The sequence below is a fragment of the Vibrio sp. LQ2 genome, from assembly GCF_023920125.1.
GTDB lineage: Bacteria > Pseudomonadota > Gammaproteobacteria > Enterobacterales > Vibrionaceae > Vibrio > Vibrio fluvialis.
Map to the genome: position 1 here is coordinate 3,173,072 of NZ_CP085308.1, position 16,764 is coordinate 3,189,835.

Annotated in this window: 15 protein-coding genes and 1 pseudogene; 8 read left to right on the forward strand and 8 right to left on the reverse strand. The window is 50.2% G+C overall.

Annotated features, from left to right (window positions below; all coding sequences use genetic code 11):
* Positions 1-3: 3 nt before the first annotated feature.
* The 3 genes and pseudogenes from LGV68_RS14815 to LGV68_RS14825 form a co-directional block, all read right to left on the reverse strand.
* Positions 4-933: a helix-turn-helix domain-containing protein gene (locus LGV68_RS14815; RefSeq protein WP_252535592.1), complete on the reverse strand. Its 930-nt coding sequence runs from the start codon at positions 931-933 to the stop codon at positions 4-6.
* Between the two features lie 265 nt (positions 934-1,198).
* Positions 1,199-2,113 carry a DMT family transporter gene (locus LGV68_RS14820; RefSeq protein WP_252535594.1) on the reverse strand — a complete coding sequence of 305 codons (915 nt, stop codon included), beginning with the start codon at positions 2,111-2,113 and terminating at the stop codon, positions 1,199-1,201.
* A gap of 416 nt (positions 2,114-2,529) precedes the next feature.
* Positions 2,530-2,721 (reverse strand): annotated as a pseudogene (locus LGV68_RS14825) (tyrosine-type recombinase/integrase); the annotation flags it as partial.
* A 91-nt stretch (positions 2,722-2,812) separates the two neighbouring features.
* Between LGV68_RS14825 and LGV68_RS14830 the strand changes: the two are divergent.
* From LGV68_RS14830 to arsC, 3 genes are all read left to right on the forward strand, one after another.
* The gene (locus LGV68_RS14830) at positions 2,813-3,271 is read left to right on the forward strand and encodes a GNAT family N-acetyltransferase (protein WP_158151905.1); all 459 of its coding nucleotides are present in this window, start codon (positions 2,813-2,815) and stop codon (positions 3,269-3,271) included.
* 220 nt (positions 3,272-3,491) lie between these two features.
* The gene (gene arsB / locus LGV68_RS14835) at positions 3,492-4,526 is read left to right on the forward strand and encodes an ACR3 family arsenite efflux transporter (protein ID WP_222751005.1); all 1,035 of its coding nucleotides are present in this window, start codon (positions 3,492-3,494) and stop codon (positions 4,524-4,526) included.
* On the forward strand, positions 4,523-4,942 hold the full coding sequence (arsC, locus tag LGV68_RS14840) for an arsenate reductase (glutaredoxin) (RefSeq protein WP_252535601.1): 420 nt from the start codon (positions 4,523-4,525) through the stop codon (positions 4,940-4,942). The genes arsB and arsC overlap by 4 nt, the downstream gene beginning before the upstream one ends.
* 52 nt (positions 4,943-4,994) lie before the next feature.
* Here the strand turns inward: arsC and LGV68_RS14845 are convergent, their stop codons facing one another.
* Entirely contained in the window at positions 4,995-5,162 is a 168-nt protein-coding gene (locus LGV68_RS14845) for a hypothetical protein (RefSeq protein ID WP_165879462.1), read from the reverse strand.
* A 317-nt stretch (positions 5,163-5,479) separates the two neighbouring features.
* On the opposite strand from LGV68_RS14845, the gene LGV68_RS14850 reads away from it, so the two are divergent.
* The 4 genes from LGV68_RS14850 to LGV68_RS14865 all read left to right on the forward strand — a co-directional run bounded on the left by LGV68_RS14850 (position 5,480) and on the right by LGV68_RS14865 (position 9,858).
* Complete coding sequence (locus LGV68_RS14850; protein ID WP_143683944.1) at positions 5,480-5,857, forward strand: RidA family protein; 378 nt, start codon at positions 5,480-5,482, stop codon at positions 5,855-5,857.
* Positions 5,858-6,275: 418 nt separating this feature from the next.
* Positions 6,276-7,523 carry a dicarboxylate/amino acid:cation symporter gene (locus LGV68_RS14855; protein ID WP_032080720.1) on the forward strand — a complete coding sequence of 416 codons (1,248 nt, stop codon included), beginning with the start codon at positions 6,276-6,278 and terminating at the stop codon, positions 7,521-7,523.
* A gap of 168 nt (positions 7,524-7,691) precedes the next feature.
* A complete protein-coding gene (locus LGV68_RS14860) occupies positions 7,692-9,314 on the forward strand; it encodes a methyl-accepting chemotaxis protein (RefSeq protein WP_252535603.1) in 1,623 nt (540 codons plus the stop codon).
* Between the two features lie 85 nt (positions 9,315-9,399).
* Complete coding sequence (locus LGV68_RS14865) at positions 9,400-9,858, forward strand: GNAT family N-acetyltransferase (protein ID WP_252536771.1); 459 nt, start codon at positions 9,400-9,402, stop codon at positions 9,856-9,858.
* Positions 9,859-9,915: 57 nt separating this feature from the next.
* Here LGV68_RS14865 and LGV68_RS14870 read toward each other — a convergent pair whose 3' ends face one another.
* The 3 genes from LGV68_RS14870 to LGV68_RS14880 form a co-directional block, all read right to left on the reverse strand.
* Positions 9,916-11,952 (reverse strand): methyl-accepting chemotaxis protein, encoded by a 2,037-nt coding sequence (locus tag LGV68_RS14870; protein ID WP_222766184.1) that lies wholly within the window; start codon positions 11,950-11,952, stop codon positions 9,916-9,918.
* 185 nt (positions 11,953-12,137) lie between these two features.
* Positions 12,138-12,584 carry a GNAT family N-acetyltransferase gene (locus LGV68_RS14875; protein ID WP_100268811.1) on the reverse strand — a complete coding sequence of 149 codons (447 nt, stop codon included), beginning with the start codon at positions 12,582-12,584 and terminating at the stop codon, positions 12,138-12,140.
* Positions 12,585-12,613: 29 nt separating this feature from the next.
* On the reverse strand, positions 12,614-13,825 hold the full coding sequence (locus LGV68_RS14880) for an MFS transporter (protein WP_222764614.1): 1,212 nt from the start codon (positions 13,823-13,825) through the stop codon (positions 12,614-12,616).
* 90 nt (positions 13,826-13,915) lie between these two features.
* Here LGV68_RS14880 and LGV68_RS14885 point away from each other — a divergent pair, with 90 nt between their 5' ends.
* Complete coding sequence (locus tag LGV68_RS14885) at positions 13,916-15,631, forward strand: ABC transporter substrate-binding protein (RefSeq protein WP_199465869.1); 1,716 nt, start codon at positions 13,916-13,918, stop codon at positions 15,629-15,631.
* 30 nt (positions 15,632-15,661) lie between these two features.
* On the opposite strand, the gene LGV68_RS14890 is transcribed toward LGV68_RS14885, so the two are convergent.
* Entirely contained in the window at positions 15,662-16,648 is a 987-nt protein-coding gene (locus tag LGV68_RS14890; RefSeq protein ID WP_202643829.1) for a D-glycerate dehydrogenase, read from the reverse strand.
* Positions 16,649-16,764: the final 116 nt, after the last annotated feature.

A 16,764-nucleotide genomic window follows, 5' to 3' on the forward strand; every position in this document is an offset into this window, starting at 1 on the left:
TGACTATCTTGTCAGTTCTCTTGGTGAATAACCAAATTGCTTTTTGAAGGTACGGCTGAAATGAGACAGATCTTTATAGCCAAAGGTGAGTGCCGCTTCTGTGATATTGGTGACTCGTTTATTGGCTAAAGCGTCATAAGCACAGGATAGGCGCTGTGATTGTAACCAGTTGCGTGGGGTTTCTCCCGCCTCCGCAAATAGTCGGCTGAGTGTGCGCAGAGAAATCCCTTTTTCAGAGGCGACGCTTTCAAGGCTTAGCTCTTCATCAGTAATATGATTACGGATGTAAGTTTTGATTTCGTTTAACAGTTTATTGTGAGAGGCAATAGGGGTATCGGTACTCGTTGCCCGGCTGATGGCTGTTGTCAGCATATCGAGCGTTGGCACAATAAATTCGTCTTCGTTTATAAGGTCAGGTGATGACGCGATAATCGATGTTTCATTCATCAGCGATTTAATTAACCGGCCAAAAGACGATTGATCATTCAGTACGGTGCCACCCAGATTATCCAACCGAGTAACTTTGGCCTGAATTAAAGGGCGTGGTATGCGCAAAAGCATCGCTTTATATGCTGACGTGTAATTGAATGAGTATGGTTTGCCTGAATCATAGATCAGAATGTCGCCGACCTGATGTGATACCTGACGCTCATTCTGCTCGAAATAACCTTCACCTTCTAACATCACGGATAGAAAGATATCTTCTCTGGGAACTGAGCGTAAATCGGCTACACGGCGATCGTAGCGAATACTTTCTGAAGCGACGTGGCTTAACTCTGTAGAACCGACATGCTGAACTGTGGTTGTAGCTTTAAACTGAGTCGTATCACTGGCAACTCCTAAACACGGTGCATAGTGTTTAGTTACCACATCGTTCCAGTAATTGAATCTATCTTTTTGTTCTAATGTGTCAGTCGAAAAAATAGTGCTCATAATTCAGGTGTTCCCAGCTATAACTAGAACTAGTTAATAGCAACTAAGCAATATAAGTGCCATGGGGGGCTTAATTAGAGCCTTGCGCGGGAAAAAGGTGCATATTGCATAAATAAAAGGAAAACAGAGAGATAGTGTTGCTGATAGTAAGACGACAGGATGAATGGACTATACAGTAATAAAGAAAAACGCACTCCCTTGGTGCTCTTTCACCTCAGGAGTGCGTCGATTGTCTGTAATGTTCAGTCTGGTGCGTTTGCGCCAATTAACTTTCGAACTCGGGCTGTGGCACAGTGGCTTCAGGTTCTGTCGACTCAGACAGCAGGATAGAACCGGTTACCATGAGTAGTGCGATACCGTCTGTCACAGTCAGTGACTGGTCGAAGAAAATGATAGAGAAGAAGGTTGATGCTACTGGGATTATCGCAAACGCCATACCGGTAGCACTTGCCGGAATCTTAGTTACACCACTGAAGAAGCAGAAGTAAGGGACAGCCCATACCAGAATACCGTAGTAAATCATGGTGACTGTGTTTTTACCGTTAAACAGTAGTGAGAGGTCAATATCTTTTGTTTCAAGCAGGAACATTAACGGCAGGGTAAAGATCATGCCGGTAAAGCAAACACCTGTAGCCATCGTTAAGGCTGGAAGTTGCACATCGTATTTCTTCGCTGCAATGACACAACCTGAAGTTGAAAGTGTCGATAGTGCAAGAAGAACGATTCCGTAAAACGATGTGCTTCCGGATGTGTCGCTGGATGGAACAGTTAAGACAAGTACACCAGCGATTGCGAACAGAATTGCTAATCCTTTGCGGGAGCTAAGCTTTTCTTTAAGCAAAAAGTATGACAGTGCTAGTACTACGGCTGGAGCGATACTCGTAAAAATTGAGGCAGAAATTGCGTTTGAGTATTCAAATCCGTAGAGCAGGAATGCAGTATATAACACAGCACCAAGTAACGACTGTAAGCTGATGATTGCCCATGTTTTCAGGCTAAGTGAAAAGATAGCTGGGGCTCCGGTCGCACGTCCGATAATGTATAAGAACGCAAAACCAATAGCGAAGGTGATAGCGATGAATGTCCATACTGGAATACTGTTCATCGATTCGGCTGCAATCGGGTAACTAATACCAACCAGCAGATAACACATTAGTACATTTAAATATCCCATATTCATGATGATTTCCTCTTTCCTTGAGATGTAAATTCATCATGCCTGTATATTATTTGGCTTACTTGCTCGTATCTGACAAGAATTGGTGTGAGTGAGACAAATGCACATTGTAATGCTAGTCGCATATTTATTAACGCTTTCTGTTAAGCCTTTTTAATGCACTTATTTTGTAGGAGAACGTCTAATATAAGACTTCTCCTTTATTGTTTGAGCGCCTCTCGAATGCGTTTGAAAAGAGGAGGAGAGGGGAATGCAGGGGGATTTTTATGTAAGAAAGTTTCCTACATAAATAATTAGCTTTAATACAAAGTATCACAAAAATATCAACTTATGGTTGTATCAACAGAAAATACGAACTATTGAGAGCCGCTATTAGTGGCTCTTTTTTTACGTCAAAAAGGATAAGTGGCGACAGAGCCTCAACTTTTTTCAGTGGCGGCAGTCTGCGAGGCGATAGGGTTTAGGAAAATAGCTTCCGTCAGGTGATCTGGAGCGAAGTTCGCGTAGCGCATTGTCATACTGAGATCTGCGTGGCCGAGAATGTCACGTAGGGCGAGGATATTACCACCATTCATTATGAAGTGGCTGGCAAAGGTATGGCGAAGAATGTGGCAGGCGCTCAAACTTAAGACGGCTCACAATGGCTGATGCGCATAACAGAGGCTATGCTGAGCACTCTGACCCCAAGCGTAACGATCAAAAATGCACAACTTAGAATTCAGACAATGCGACGAAACTAGTCCTTATTGGCAGGATGTCGAACGTCTGTTTCAAGGTGAATGGTCCGAATTCCGTTTTCGCGATACTTATAAGCCGGATGTCCAACTTCCACCTGTCATCATGGTGCTCAGTCAAAACACAGTGATTGGTGGGCTGGCTTATTCCTATTATCAGGAGCCGAATCAGGTCGCTGATGTCATTTGGATCAATGCCGTCTCTGTTTCTCCACCGTGGCGGGGAAAGGGGATTGCCAGTGAACTGATTTGTCTGGGCGTCAGTCAAGTTTCCGTTTTCAACCAGCGTCATCTTTACGTTTACACTAACCTTCCATCCCTCTATTCGCGTTTAGGTTGGACGGTAGTCGATACGGAATGTGAACCGAATCATTGTGTTATGCGTATCTCCCTAGCATCTGAGCCACATCAACAAGTTATCCGTTGAATCTGAATTTCATCGTTCCAATCACTTCTGTTGCTCAACCAGTGCAATGTTACTCGCGCGTTGTCACTCAACTGCCATGTTTAAAATTTAATATATGGAAATTCGTATATATGTCTTTTCATATGTTTATTTCAGCGTTAGAGTACCGACATGGCTGCGCTGGCTTATAGTGAAAGAGCGGACAGTGCGCATGGGCGAAAACTAAGTGTTCGGAGGAAAAATGGGTCTGTTTGAACGTTATCTGACCGTTTGGGTCGGGTTGGCTATTTTGGGTGGCATTGCATTGGGCAGTCTGGCGCCTCAATCGTTTGCAGCGATTGCAGGCCTTGAGCTGGCACACGTGAACATCGTGATCGCGGTGTTAATTTGGTTGATGATCTTTCCAATGATGGTGCAGATTGATTTCTCCTCTCTGAAAGATGTTGGTAAGAAGCCGAAAGGTCTGGTCCTAACTCTGGTGATCAACTGGTTGGTCAAGCCGTTCACCATGGCGTTATTGGGTTGGTTGTTCTTTAAGGGGTTATTCGCTGACTGGGTCGATCCGCAAACCGCGAGCGAATACATTGCAGGCATGATTCTGCTGGGTGTTGCACCATGTACGGCGATGGTGTTTGTCTGGAGTCAGTTAACCAAAGGCGATGCAAACTACACGTTGGTGCAGGTTTCAATTAATGACATCATCATGATCTTTGCGTTTGCGCCGATTGCTGGCTTTCTGCTTGGCGTCACCGACATTACGGTGCCGTGGGACACACTGTTGCTCTCGGTAGTGTTGTACGTGTTGATTCCACTGTTGGCAGGGGCTGTCTCTCGTCAAAAGCTGGATAAAGCCAATGACCACTCAACGTTGAATCGTTTCCTGGCGACAATGAAACCGTGGTCAATCGTAGGTTTGCTGGCAACGGTGGTACTGCTGTTTGGTTTTCAGGCGGAGACCATTCTGGCCCGTCCGCAAGCGATTGTGCTGATCGCCATCCCTCTGCTGATTCAGACCTACACCATTTTCGCCATTGCTTATTGGGCGGCTAAGCGCTTGAAGCTTCCTCATAATGTGGCAGCACCAGCTTGTATGATTGGTACGTCGAACTTTTTTGAGCTTGCGGTGGCGGTTGCGGTGTCGCTGTTTGGTCTTCATTCTGGTGCGGCATTAGCAACTGTAGTGGGGGTGCTGGTGGAAGTGCCGGTGATGCTGTCGCTGGTTTGGTTTGCGAACCGTACCCGTGGCTGGTTTGACGTGATGGAATCATCCCAATGATCGTTATTCACCATAATCCGGATTGTGGAACGTCACGCAACGTACTGGCGATTATCGAGAAGGCGGGTTATGAGCCTGTGATCGTCGACTATCTGCAAGAAGGATGGAGCCGTTCGCAGTTGCTGGCACTGTTTGCCGCTGCCGATCTCACACCTCGATCAGCGCTGCGTACCACCAAATCTCCGGCGCAGGAACTGGGTTTGCTCGCTGAAGATGTGAGTGACGCGCAGATTCTCGATGCCATGCTGCGTTATCCGGTGTTGGTCAATCGGCCGATTGTCTGCTCACCGAAAGGGGTTAAGTTGTGCCGGCCTAGTGAATCGGTACTGGATTTACTCGATAGGTGGCCGACAGGCCCTTTGTATAAAGCAGATGGCGAACTGATTCTGGATGCCTCCGGCCACCGAGTAGTGTGATTTCACGTTCGCAAACCATGTTGTGACGCGATACAACGCTGACGCTTTCCGGCTACAAAATCAGGCCGGATGGGGAGGATTGAATCGCGTCAACCCACATATCTGCACCGCCCACCTGCACACCCAATACATCTAATGTGGGAAGCAGTATTCCGCTCAGAACACTACTCAGCACGTTGCCTAACGTCAGGCTCAGCACGCTCGATAACGCAGTCGTCAACGGAGTTAACACCGCATTGAGAATTAACGAGTTTGGTACTTCTATCGATAGATTGATTTCGGTATCAAACGCTTTACGCGGGATGTGTTTAACCTCAGTTTGCGCTGGAAGTTCTGAGTCGGGTTCATCTTTGCGTCACGGACTAAGTGAGTGATGAAAAAGAGAAATGTGGTAGAAAATCTGATTCTACCCCCGCTACTCGTCGCTGTTTTTCTGGTAAGGTGAATCGGTCGACGGCTACGGCGTGAAAGAGCCGCATCTTTCGCCTTGAGCGCCACACGTCGAGCTGACTCAGTACATCAGTTAAGGAGAACCACATGGTACAAAGAGTGAATTACGATACTTTACCCGAAGCGGTGGGGCCTTACGTGCATGCTACCAAACACAACGAAACTTTGTATCTTTCCGGATTAACGGCGCTTGCTACCAAAGCTCAGGCTGGTGGTTTTCAAGAACAATGTGCCGAGGTTCTGGCACAGATTGAAGGTGTTCTCAAACAAGAAAAACGTTCTAAGGGCGATATCGTGAAAGTGACGATATTTCTCAAAGATATTGCTCAACTGTCGGCGGTCAGAGAGCAACTGTTTGCCTTCTACGACGGACATTTGCCCGCCTGTTCGCTGGTGGAAATCTCCAGCCTGATCCATCCGGATTTGCTGCTGGAAATGGAAGCGATCATCGCTTTGCAAGCTTAGCTCGTTCGTTTCGCTCGCTGGCCTGCCCGCGTTGAGCCAGCGATGCCTGATTTACCTCTTCACATTCATTTCCCCTTTCCTTAATTGGTCAGATTTTGACAAGTCTGACCTGTCAAATTGACTTTTTTTACCCCGGCTCCCCCCCCTTGATTTTGTGACCGACCTGACAGTTGTTTTCATCTGAATGTTTGATTAAATGTTTGATATTTATGTCAAAAATGAATGTTTTTCACCGTGTGAATGATGTCGTTTGTGCTTTCAATTGATAATTCGGATTGTTCAATTGGCTGTTTATTCTACAAATTGAGTGAAAACTGGTCTTTTGTGACTGTTTACCGAAGAGCACTTTTATTGTGTAATCGGCGCTTTGTTTTTTTTGGTCGTTTTCACTAGCAATCTACAACTCACAAGGGAAGAAATGGACACTCAAGCACAATTGCCCCGTCGGGGATTTTGGTCAGGTATGGCGTTATGGAAGAAAATTCTGGTTGGTATGGTCGCGGGTATCGTGGTGGGCGCTCTGATGGGCCCAAGCGCTGCGCTGCTTAAACCCATCGGCACACTGTTTATTAATGCGATCAAAATGCTGATCGTACCGCTGGTTTTCTGTTCATTGATCGTCGGTATCACATCGATGAAAGATACCCGCAAGATGGGCCGTATCGGTGCTAAAGCGATTATCCTTTATCTTGGCACCACCGCGGTGGCGATTGCCATTGGTCTGGCGCTGTCAGCTCTGCTTCAGCCGGGTGCCGGCCTGAATATGGTGGCGAAAGATCTGGATGAAGCAGGTAAAGCTGCGCCGCCTCTGGTCCAAACGCTATTGGCGATGATCCCGCAAAACCCGGTGAACGCTCTGGCAGCGGGTAACATTCTGCAAATCATCGTGTTTGCGATTGGCCTGGGGGTATCTCTGGTACTGGTTGGCGAGAAAGGCGAGCCTGCGGTGAAGGTGTTTGAAAGCCTGGCCGAAGCCATGTACAAGCTGACTGAAATCGTGATGAAGCTGGCACCTTACGGCATCTTTGGTCTGATGGCGTGGGTTGCGGGTACGTATGGCCTCGACGTGCTGATGCCGCTGATCAAAGTGATTGCTGCGGTATATATCGGCGCGCTGATCCACATCGGTATTTTCTACAGCGGTCTGCTGACGCTGTTGGGCCGTTTGAACCCAATCCAATACCTGCGAGGCATTTCAAACCCTGCGGCGGTTGCGTTTACCACATCAAGCAGCTCAGGCACTCTGCCAGCGACAATCAAAGCATCACGTGAAGAGCTGGGCGTATCGGAAGGGGTGTCGAGCTTTGTTCTGCCTCTGGGTGCGACCATCAACATGGACGGCACCGCGCTTTATCAGGGCGTGTGTGCACTGTTTATCGCTCAGGCGTTCGGTGTTGATCTGCAAACGTCGGACTACATCACGATTATCCTGACCGCGACACTGGCATCGATTGGTACTGCCGGTGTTCCGGGTGCGGGTTTGATCATGTTGTCACTGGTGCTGAGCACCGTGGGTCTGCCCATTGAGGGTCTGGCGATTGTCGCTGGTATCGACCGTATTCTGGATATGGCACGCACCACTATCAACATCTGTGGTGACATGATGGTGGCCGTTCTGGTTGCGAAAAGCGAAGGTGAGTTGGACGAACAAACTTACCAAAGCTAACTAAAGTATATAAAAAGCCCCGGACTGTTCCGGGGCTTTTTTATGGGTCAAAACTAACCCAAATGAAAATTTGCTGGCGGTTGAATACCGATGCGTATCAACGTTTGCACTCACTGCAGCGGTAACAATAGTTGCCGTCTATTTTGAAGTGAATCTGCGGATGTTGAAATGAAGATTAAATACAAGTTATCCATTCCTATTTTATTGATGGTTTTTACTTTTGGCTTGGTGACCGCATCAAGCATCTACCAGTCCAAACAACAGCGAAAAATCACTCAGGACCTCAATCAACACATGTATCCTGTGGCGTTCAGCCTTGATGATGCCTACCGCGATCTCTATCAGGTGATGCATGCGGCGCAGGGGGTGTTACTCAATCAGGACCAAGCGTCGATCGAGTACTACAGCGCGGAATTTGACGACAATGCCTACAAGGCCGCGCCCCGAATGGCCAAAGTGGCGACGTTGATTGAGCAGCAGTTGCTGCCGTTGTCGGTGCAAGACGATCTTGATCAGCTCCTTTCGGCAACCCATCGTTGGGTGCAGTTGTATCAGCCAGTGTTTACTCATCCTTATCAGGCTGATCAGTACTACGCAAAGATCCATAACCAACTCGACTCTGAATTTAAGGTCATTCGTAAGCAGCTGAAAACCATCAGTAATCGGCTTGATGACAAAAAGGCGCAGTTGCAGGCAGATTTTGAGCGCAGCCAGCAGGTGGCGCAGCGTATCCTTGAAATCGGTCTGGTGTGTGCGCTGCTGAGCGCGATGGCCGCCTTCGCGGTTGCGTTTCGCTTTGTGCTGCAACCGATTCGTAACATTGAACAGGCGATGGTGGATATCGCGTCAGGCGAGGGCGATTTGAAGCAGCGCCTTCCTGAGCAGAGCAATGATGAACTGGGCCACGTTGCCAAAGCGTTCAACCAGTTCGTCTCTCAGATTCACCATACGATGCAAGAAGTGACCAAGCTGAGCAATGCACTGCGGCGGGAAATGCAGGTGATTGTTCACTCTGCGGATCAGGTCAGTGCGTTTTCGCTGGCGCAGCAGCAGGAGAATGATTTAGTCGCCGCCGCCGTGCACGAAATGCAGGCGACCAGTCAGTCGGTGACCGACAGCGCCTGCCAGGCTGCACAGTCGAGCCACGAAGCGCATCAGGATGTATCGAGTGCGCAACAAACCGCGAGTGCGACGGTGACCTCCATTAATCAACTGTCGGAACAGATGCTGTGCGCGACAGAAACTATTCATCAACTGGATCAGGAAGTGCTCAACATCGCCTCCGTGTTGGATGTGATTCGCGGTATTGCCGAGCAAACGAACCTGCTGGCACTTAACGCTGCGATTGAAGCCGCGCGGGCTGGCGAGCAGGGCCGAGGTTTTGCGGTGGTAGCCGATGAAGTGCGCAGCCTGGCAAGCCGCACGCAACAAAGCACCGGGCAGATTCAACAGATGATTGAAAGTCTGCAATCCGGCGCGTCACAGGCGGTAAAAGTGATGGCAGACAGCTCAGCGCATCGGGAAAAGGCAATGGAGGAAGTGGAACAAGCGAATGCTTCGTTGCAGCAGATCTCCGCTTCCATCGCGCACATGAATGATATGAACACCCAAATCGCAGCCTCAGCAACCCAGCAAACGACGGTCAGTTCAGAACTGAACGGCAGCATTCAGCATATGGCTGACAACGCCTCGCGCATGGTTGATATGGTGCACGAAACCAAATCCTCGTGTGCAACCCTCAATCAACAATGCGCGCAGTTGGATCGATTGGTGAGTCGCTTCAAAGTTTAGTCGGGTTGTCACTCAGAATTAAAGGAAAGGAGATGCTAAAGTGGCGCTGCGTCTGATTTCGGAGAATGTTATGACCGTTCGTTTTATGCTTGCAGAGGATATTCCTGCCGCTGCTTTGGTTCACCAGTCCGCGTTTCCCAGGCAGCGCCATTCGCAGCAGTGGCTGCAGTGTAATTTCAATGCTGCGCCCCGTTATCTCTGTTTTGTCGCGCAGCAGGCCAACGAGATTGTCGGTTATATCATCTGGGTTCAGAAAAGTGGATTCCGGCCGGAAGCCGTGCTGGAACTGGAGCAGTTGGCGGTTGCGCCCGAGCATCAGGGCAAGGGCATTGGACGGGAATTGATCGCCGCTTCGCTGCCTCTGGTCAAAGCGCAATTGAGCAAGCAGGGCTCAACGCTGATACACATTCTGGTGACCACCCGCGCGGATAACTTCGCGCAGCAGCTCTACCGCGAGACGCTGGGAGCAGAGGTGGAAACCACCATCAGCAACCTTTATTCAGCCGATGAAGTGCTGATGATCGCCCGCAATGTATCGGTGTAAACGACCCGTTACCGAGGAATAAAAAAGAGCCGCAATTGCGGCTCTTTTATCAGGCGATCAATGGAAGAAATCGACCTGTTGTTTGAGATGACTCGCCAGTTGAGAAAGCTCATCGGCGCTGTGTGAGGTCTGCGCGGTAGTATCGCGGCTTTCGCTGTTGAGTTGGCTAATTTGCGCTGCGCTTGCGGCCACTTCCTGAGACACTTGCGCTTGCTGCTCGGCGGTTGCAGCAATCGCATCCGACTGTCCAGCGATATCACGAATCTGATCGGCGATAGACTCCAGCGAGGTACCGGCTTCCTGAGCTTTATCTAATACCTGGTTGGCGTTGTGCTGGCTCATTTTCATCAGTGACACCGCGTTGCTGGTGGAATCTTTCAGCTTATCAATGATGGTGACCACATCTTTGACCGATACTTGTGTGCGGTGCGCGAGAGTGCGGACTTCGTCTGCCACGACCGCAAAACCTCGACCTTGTTCACCGGCGCGCGCGGCTTCAATGGCGGCATTGAGCGCCAACAGGTTGGTTTGCTCGGCAATTTCATCGATCATTTTGGTCACCGCATGAATGCTGGCACTGTCATCGCTGACCTGATTGATCGCCGCCGCCGATTGATCGAGCTGATCGTTGAGCTGGGCGACATCAATGCACACCATTTCCACCACCGACAAACCACTTTGGGTGTTGAGATCCGCTTCGCGTACGTTGCCGGCAATCGCTTCAACCTGCTGCGCGACGGCTTGCGCCGACGTTGCCATCTCTTCAATCGCGGTGACCACCTGCTCAACCTGTTGCTGCTGTGCATCTGCTTGGCGCAGGTTGTGGCGAGCATCGCTCAGCACGCTGCCGGACTGGCTGTGAACCTTATCGCTGGTGCCACGAATATCGCTCACCAGCACATGGAGTTGCGTCGCCATGTCGGCCACACCGTTGGTCAGGCGCACAATTTCATTGGCCGATTTCGCATCCCCTTTGGCAACGCTGAGGCTGACTTCCCCCTGGCTCAAACGCTCCATGTATCCGGTTAACACCGTGAGCGGTTTGGTAGTGCGAATGATGTACAGCGTCACGACCGCAAAGGTGGCTGTCGCAACCAGTGCCGAGATGAGCACGATCAGCTTGAGCAAATCGCGGCTTGCTTTGGTCACTTCCGCGGTATAGGTACCGCCCAATAGTTTCCAGTCCCAGCCGGGGATTTCAGCGTACACCATGTATTTTTCGCTGATGCCGTTTTGTGTCTGGCTCGGGTAGAGAATCAGGCCGCTGGCTTGCTGGAAAATCGCGGAAAACGGCTTGTTTCCCTGTGCGTCGGTGGTGTTGATGATGGAGTTGGAACCGTTTGCCATGGTTGGATGCAGCAGGTACTGGCCACGATGGTCTTCGCTGTTGTCGACCACTACGGTATAGCCGGTGTCACCCCAGGCGACAGCTTTGAGAGTGTCAAAGATGTCCTGCGCCGCTTTCTCGACTGGTAAACCGATGAAGGAGATAGCAATCAGCTCGCCGTTATGGTTTTTAATCGGGGCGTAGTAAGTGATGTAGCGTTGACCGAACAGCGTCACCTGCGCGTAGTAAGGCTGACCACTCATCAGCTTTTGATAACCCGGATGGTCACGGCCCAGTAATGTGCCGATCACCCGGTTACCGGAGTGATCTTTGAGTGATGTGGCAACCCGCAGCCAGTCACCATTGGCAGAAGCAAAAATCGTCGCCACGGCGCCGGTGTCGCGGGTAAAGCTATCCACCACCGTATTGTTGTTGATCAGGCTGACGCCGTTCTGCACGATGTCGTTGACCTCATGTCCCTGGAACTCAACGCTGCTGCTTTGCATTGAGGTGCCATTGAGGTAGCCGTGCTGGAAAGTGGACTCCAGAACCTGCGCGGTTTCCAGATAAGCGTCAAACTGGCCGGCGATGGTTTTCGCCATCGCATCGACTTTGGACTGCTGTTCCTTGAGTGTGGCGTCGAGCAGAATGCGTGACGCGTTGTGATAAACCAGAGCGGCGATGCTGCTGAACGCAATCAGCAGGCATATCGCCATGACAGCACGTAGCTGGAACCCCACGGTTTTATTTTTGTAATAGCGAATCATGGTAAGTCTCTTCTGATGAATATTATTGTTGTTGGTAATGCGTTCCCCCTGAAAAACGCTCAACGACTATAAAAAACTCATCCCTATGGCACATTGATTTCGGGCAATGAAACCGTTTCCAATTGAAGGCGATGGATAAATAAGTGATGAAATGACAAAGAGATAGCGAGAAATGAAGGAAAATATCAGAGATGGGTTCCAGGGCGATATTTCATATAGACGAATTGGGTATCTTCGCGATAAGTACGAAAGCCAAAGCGTTGATAAAGATTAGCGGCGCGATTGCCTTGCAGATAGCATAAAACGCAGGGGAGATTTGTTCTGTCAGAAAACTCCGTCACCGATTTTAATACTTGGCCGCCAACCCCCTGTCCCTGATAGTCGGGCAGAATGAAAAAGCGGGAAAAATAGAGGGTGTCATTTTTATCATGCAGCATGTAAGTGCCGATGGGTTGGTCATCAATGCAGATGATCGTCGGCAAACCGGATTTCCATTCCTGACGATGAAGCTCCCATTGCAGCTCTTCGTCCCAGCCAAAATTACGTGTGACTAAATCTTGTTCAGTGGCCTTTTTCAACTCAAAAGCGAACAGGTAATCGGCATCAGTGGCGGGGCGATAAGAGAGCTTCATCCATCATTCTCAATCTGTGAGGTATTCCGTTACGGTATCGCTCTCACTCTACTGAAAAGCAGGAAAATCGCTACCACAAATTGCACGGCAAAGCAGACGCTAAACAGTTCCGCCGAGCCATAACGCGTGACTAAGTAGCCGGAAGCCGCTAAGCCAAACGGCATCAACAGCTTGAACAGTGAACCCGTCAGGCCGGCAATGCGGCCGAGATGCTGCTGCGAAAACGCTTCCTGACGATAGCTCCAGATACAGATGTTACTGAACAGCCCCACCGCCGATACCCAGAAAAAGGCCACGATCAACATCATCGGCGTCGGGCTCAGCACTGGCAGAACAAACCCGACCGATTCGAGCGCAATGCTGAGGATGAGCAGTTTCCCCAGGCCGATTTGACGGCGAACTTTGTCGGCCACAAATGCGCTCAGTACCCCACCAATGCCCGAAGCGGCGACCATATAGCCGACTTCGATGGCGCTTAGCGACAATTCCGCTTTGGCAAAGTAGATCGACTGAATCCAGAAGATTGAGCCAGTGGTGTTGATCACCATCACCGCCAGCGTGATCAGCCACATGTTCTTTTCATTGTAAAGAACCTGCCACCCTTCGCGTAGTGCCTGCCACAGCGGAGGATGGTCGCTCACTTGGGGCGTTTCCAGCGTCAGACGATTGAGCTGCCAGTAGGCCAGCAACCAGAGCAGAGCAAGCCCGAGAAAAATCTGATGCAACTGAGACAGCAGCAGTAACGCGCCGGAGAGCACGGGGCCGACCGTTTCCATCAGGCTGTAGAGCGAGCTCATGCGCGCGGTGGCGGTATTTTGTTGCTCTTGCGGCAGCGCCAGTTTGAGCATCGCCATGCGCGCATTATGGTAGCCGTAGTTAAACGCCATCATCAAAAACGCGCACGGAAACAGCACATACAGCGGCTCTGTCATCCAGTTCACCGCCGAGTAGGAGATAAGAATGGTGACGATCTGGCCAAGCAGCATCGCCTGCGACCACTGTTTTTTATCAAAGCGATCAACCCACACACCGATAAACAGCGCCAGCAGCAGGTTAGGCAGAAATTCGACGGCGCGCATCCAACCCATCATCTCAGAGGATTGGGTCAGATCATAGACCAACAATGGGAGAGCTAAGTCGTATATTTTGCTTCCTAATGCGACAAAAAAAGCGCTTGAGAATAGAATGACAAAGCTGGAACTTTTCCAGATGGAAGTTCGATAATCCGTTAACGTGTTCATTTTAGGTTCCTTTTTTCACGAAGACGTTTATTCATTATCGAAATAAAAAGATGAAGAAAAATAGAAGAATAGAAAAAGGATTTCGTCTTTATGCATTACTGGAAGGCATTAACCTTGCTGCGTGATCGTCTGGCGCTTAATACACCAACGCCGCTCTCTCTGGACACGTTCACGCACGAACTGGGTTGCACCAAACGCAACGCGCAACTGGTGGTGAAAAAGCTGGTGGATAACGGCGTGATTCGCTGGCAACCGTCGGTCGGACGCGGCAATTTTCCGTCAGCGACCTTACTCAAAGATCCCAGACCCATGCTCGAAAACAAAGCGCGTCGCTGGATTGAAGAAGGCAAAGTAGATCTCGCTGTCAGCCTGATTGCACCACAGCAACGTGAAGCTTTTATTGCCGCCTACATCGCCCGTTATCAAACAGGCAGTCACGACGAAGATATTCTGCAAATTCCCTTTTATCGTGGTACGCACGACCTTGACCCGATTGGGATCACGCGTCGCACTGAGCAGCATCTGGCCAACTATCTGTATGCCAAGTTGCTGCGGTTTGATGAGCAAGCGCGCTGCTATCGCGGCGATTTAGCTCAGATCTTTCAAACCACCGAGCGCGGCATGGCGATCACGCTGCGCAAAGGGCTGTGTTTTCACAATGGTGAACCTTTGACCGCCGAATCGGTGCGACAGCATTTCGAACGTCTGGTTACTACGTCTGAGTATTATCGCTTGCTGTATCAATTGATTGACGGCATTGAAGTGCATGACCGCTATCGCCTCGAAATCATCAGCTCTCAAGCCCGCCATATTCTGCCCAAGCTGCTCTGTACCGGAGCGATGGGAATTGCATTCTGGACGGAGGGAAGTGAAGGGCGAGGGGCCAATGTTATCGGCAGCGGTCCTTTTGAACTGGTAGAGCAAACCGAATGGCGCACGCTGATGAAAGTGTCGCGTTACTACCACGGCTATCGCCCGTGGGTCGATGGCATCGAAGTGTGGAATATCGGCGACAAAGCCAAAGATTTTGCGCCCAACAGTCATCTTTTCCATCCGTTGCTGGAGCTGGATAACCATGAGGGTGAATACGAGCAGAAAGCACAATGGGAAGCGGGCTGCGAGTATGTGTTGCTTAATGCCAATCGTTCAGTGTGGCTCAGCAGTCTGAATCGCCGCAAGAAACTGATGGCCATCATTGATGCGTTAGGTGTCCCCGCTTCGTTTGCTGACAACGTTGCCAAAGCAAACGGAATGTTATCCACACCGTCAGAGCCATTGCAGGCCAATCTTGGTTTGGCAAGACAACTCGCGGCGCAACTGGATAAACCGCCAAAGCCGCTACAGCTGCTCACCTACGAGTTGGGACAGCACATCGAATACGCACACCACCTTGCGGATTTACTCAGTGAGCTTGGGATTCTGTGTCAGGTCCTGGTGTTACCGTTTCCTGAATTTTGCCGAAAACCGAATCTGTCACAGGCCGATATTATTCTGTCCGGCGAAGTCTTTAGTGATGATGTCGACATGTCCTGGCTCGGTTGGTTGCTGGCGAGCACCAACGTGCAAGTCTGTTTGACCGATGCGCAGATGCAGTGGCTTCAGCAAGAGCTGGCGAGCATCTATCCGTTATCCGAATCTAAGCGCGTTAAAGCCTACCAATCTTTGGAGAAGAAGCTGATCAAAAAAGGGCTCTATCTGCCGCGTTTTCATGTTCAGCAAAACTTGTCTGTCGCCAAGTCGGTCACCATCACCGAATTGCTTTCCAATGGCTGGGTCGATTTTTCTGAGGTGGTGATGACGCACTAAACAGGCACACCTTACGGTGCGCCGTGTGGGTTAGACGATGGTCTGTTCGAGCTGCTTTCGGTTGGCGCACGCGTCGGAATAGTCACCCTGCATGGCGGCAATCAAGCCATCGACGGCGCACTGCACCATACTCAGGCGGGTTTCGTGGGTTGCCGAACCGATATGAGGCAGTAAAAACACGTTGTCGAGCTGGGTGAGCGGTGAGGTCGCAGGCAGTGGTTCAGTCTGGAAAACATCCAGCCCGGCCGCGCGAATGGCGCCAGTTTGTAGCGCCCGAATCAATGCGGGCTCATCGACCACCTTGCCGCGTGCGGCATTGATAAACACCGCGCTCGGTTTCATCAGATTAAATTCGTTGTCGCCGATAAGATGTTCGGTTTCCGGGCTCAGCGGCACTAACACAACGATAAAGTCGGCGATTTGTAACAGATCTTCAAGATCCATCCGCTGGGCTCCGAAATCCTGTTCGGCTTCCACATTGACGGAACGATTGTGATAGCAAATCGGCATGCCAAAGCCATAGTGAGCACGTTTGGCAACCGCATACCCGATGCGGCCCATACCAATAATACCCAGCGTTTTGCCATGAAAATCGACGCCAAAGTGTGCTTCGGTCAGATTCTGGGTCCAGCGTCCCTGTTTCACGATCGCAGACAGTTCACCCGCTCGTCGTGCTGCGCCCAGCGCCAGCAAAATTACGGTATCGGCGACGGTTTCATTGAGCACGCCCGGCGTATGGATCAGCGGAATGCCGCGCTGACTCAGGTAGTCGACGTCAAACTGGTCGATGCCAACCGAAATGGTGGCCATCGCTTTGAGCTTTGGTGCGCGGTCGAGTAAATCGGCGCTCATCATCACACCGGTACCGATAGTACCTTCAGCGCGTGTCAGTGCTTGGGTAAATTCGGCGCGGTTGCCGTCATTAACACCGTCAAACTCAATCACATCAAAGTGACTCTGTAACTTAGCAAGCTCGGCGGGTGGAAGCGATTTGTACAGCACGACTTGTGGTTTCATCGGGTTCTCCTTAACAGATGACAAGTTTGAAAGCGGCTGAGTTGTGCTTACTCACAAAAACAGCGATTGAGAAAGACGTTGGTGACAATTGCGTATATAAGCTCACCGTTAACCCC

Excerpts from the sequence above, each read along its gene's own strand:
- LGV68_RS14815 (WP_252535592.1), bottom strand. The coding sequence starts at position 933 with ATGAGCACTATTTTTTCGACTGACACATTAGAACAAAAAGATAGATTC.
- LGV68_RS14820 (WP_252535594.1), bottom strand. The coding sequence starts at position 2,113 with ATGAATATGGGATATTTAAATGTACTAATGTGTTATCTGCTGGTTGGT.
- LGV68_RS14830 (WP_158151905.1), top strand. The coding sequence starts at position 2,813 with ATGCACAACTTAGAATTCAGACAATGCGACGAAACTAGTCCTTATTGG.
- arsB (WP_222751005.1), top strand. The coding sequence starts at position 3,492 with ATGGGTCTGTTTGAACGTTATCTGACCGTTTGGGTCGGGTTGGCTATT.
- arsC (WP_252535601.1), top strand. The coding sequence starts at position 4,523 with ATGATCGTTATTCACCATAATCCGGATTGTGGAACGTCACGCAACGTA.
- LGV68_RS14850 (WP_143683944.1), top strand. The coding sequence starts at position 5,480 with ATGGTACAAAGAGTGAATTACGATACTTTACCCGAAGCGGTGGGGCCT.
- LGV68_RS14855 (WP_032080720.1), top strand. The coding sequence starts at position 6,276 with ATGGACACTCAAGCACAATTGCCCCGTCGGGGATTTTGGTCAGGTATG.
- LGV68_RS14860 (WP_252535603.1), top strand. The coding sequence starts at position 7,692 with ATGAAGATTAAATACAAGTTATCCATTCCTATTTTATTGATGGTTTTT.
- LGV68_RS14865 (WP_252536771.1), top strand. The coding sequence starts at position 9,400 with ATGCTTGCAGAGGATATTCCTGCCGCTGCTTTGGTTCACCAGTCCGCG.
- LGV68_RS14870 (WP_222766184.1), bottom strand. The coding sequence starts at position 11,952 with ATGATTCGCTATTACAAAAATAAAACCGTGGGGTTCCAGCTACGTGCT.
- LGV68_RS14875 (WP_100268811.1), bottom strand. The coding sequence starts at position 12,584 with ATGAAGCTCTCTTATCGCCCCGCCACTGATGCCGATTACCTGTTCGCT.
- LGV68_RS14880 (WP_222764614.1), bottom strand. The coding sequence starts at position 13,825 with ATGAACACGTTAACGGATTATCGAACTTCCATCTGGAAAAGTTCCAGC.
- LGV68_RS14885 (WP_199465869.1), top strand. The coding sequence starts at position 13,916 with ATGCATTACTGGAAGGCATTAACCTTGCTGCGTGATCGTCTGGCGCTT.
- LGV68_RS14890 (WP_202643829.1), bottom strand. The coding sequence starts at position 16,648 with ATGAAACCACAAGTCGTGCTGTACAAATCGCTTCCACCCGCCGAGCTT.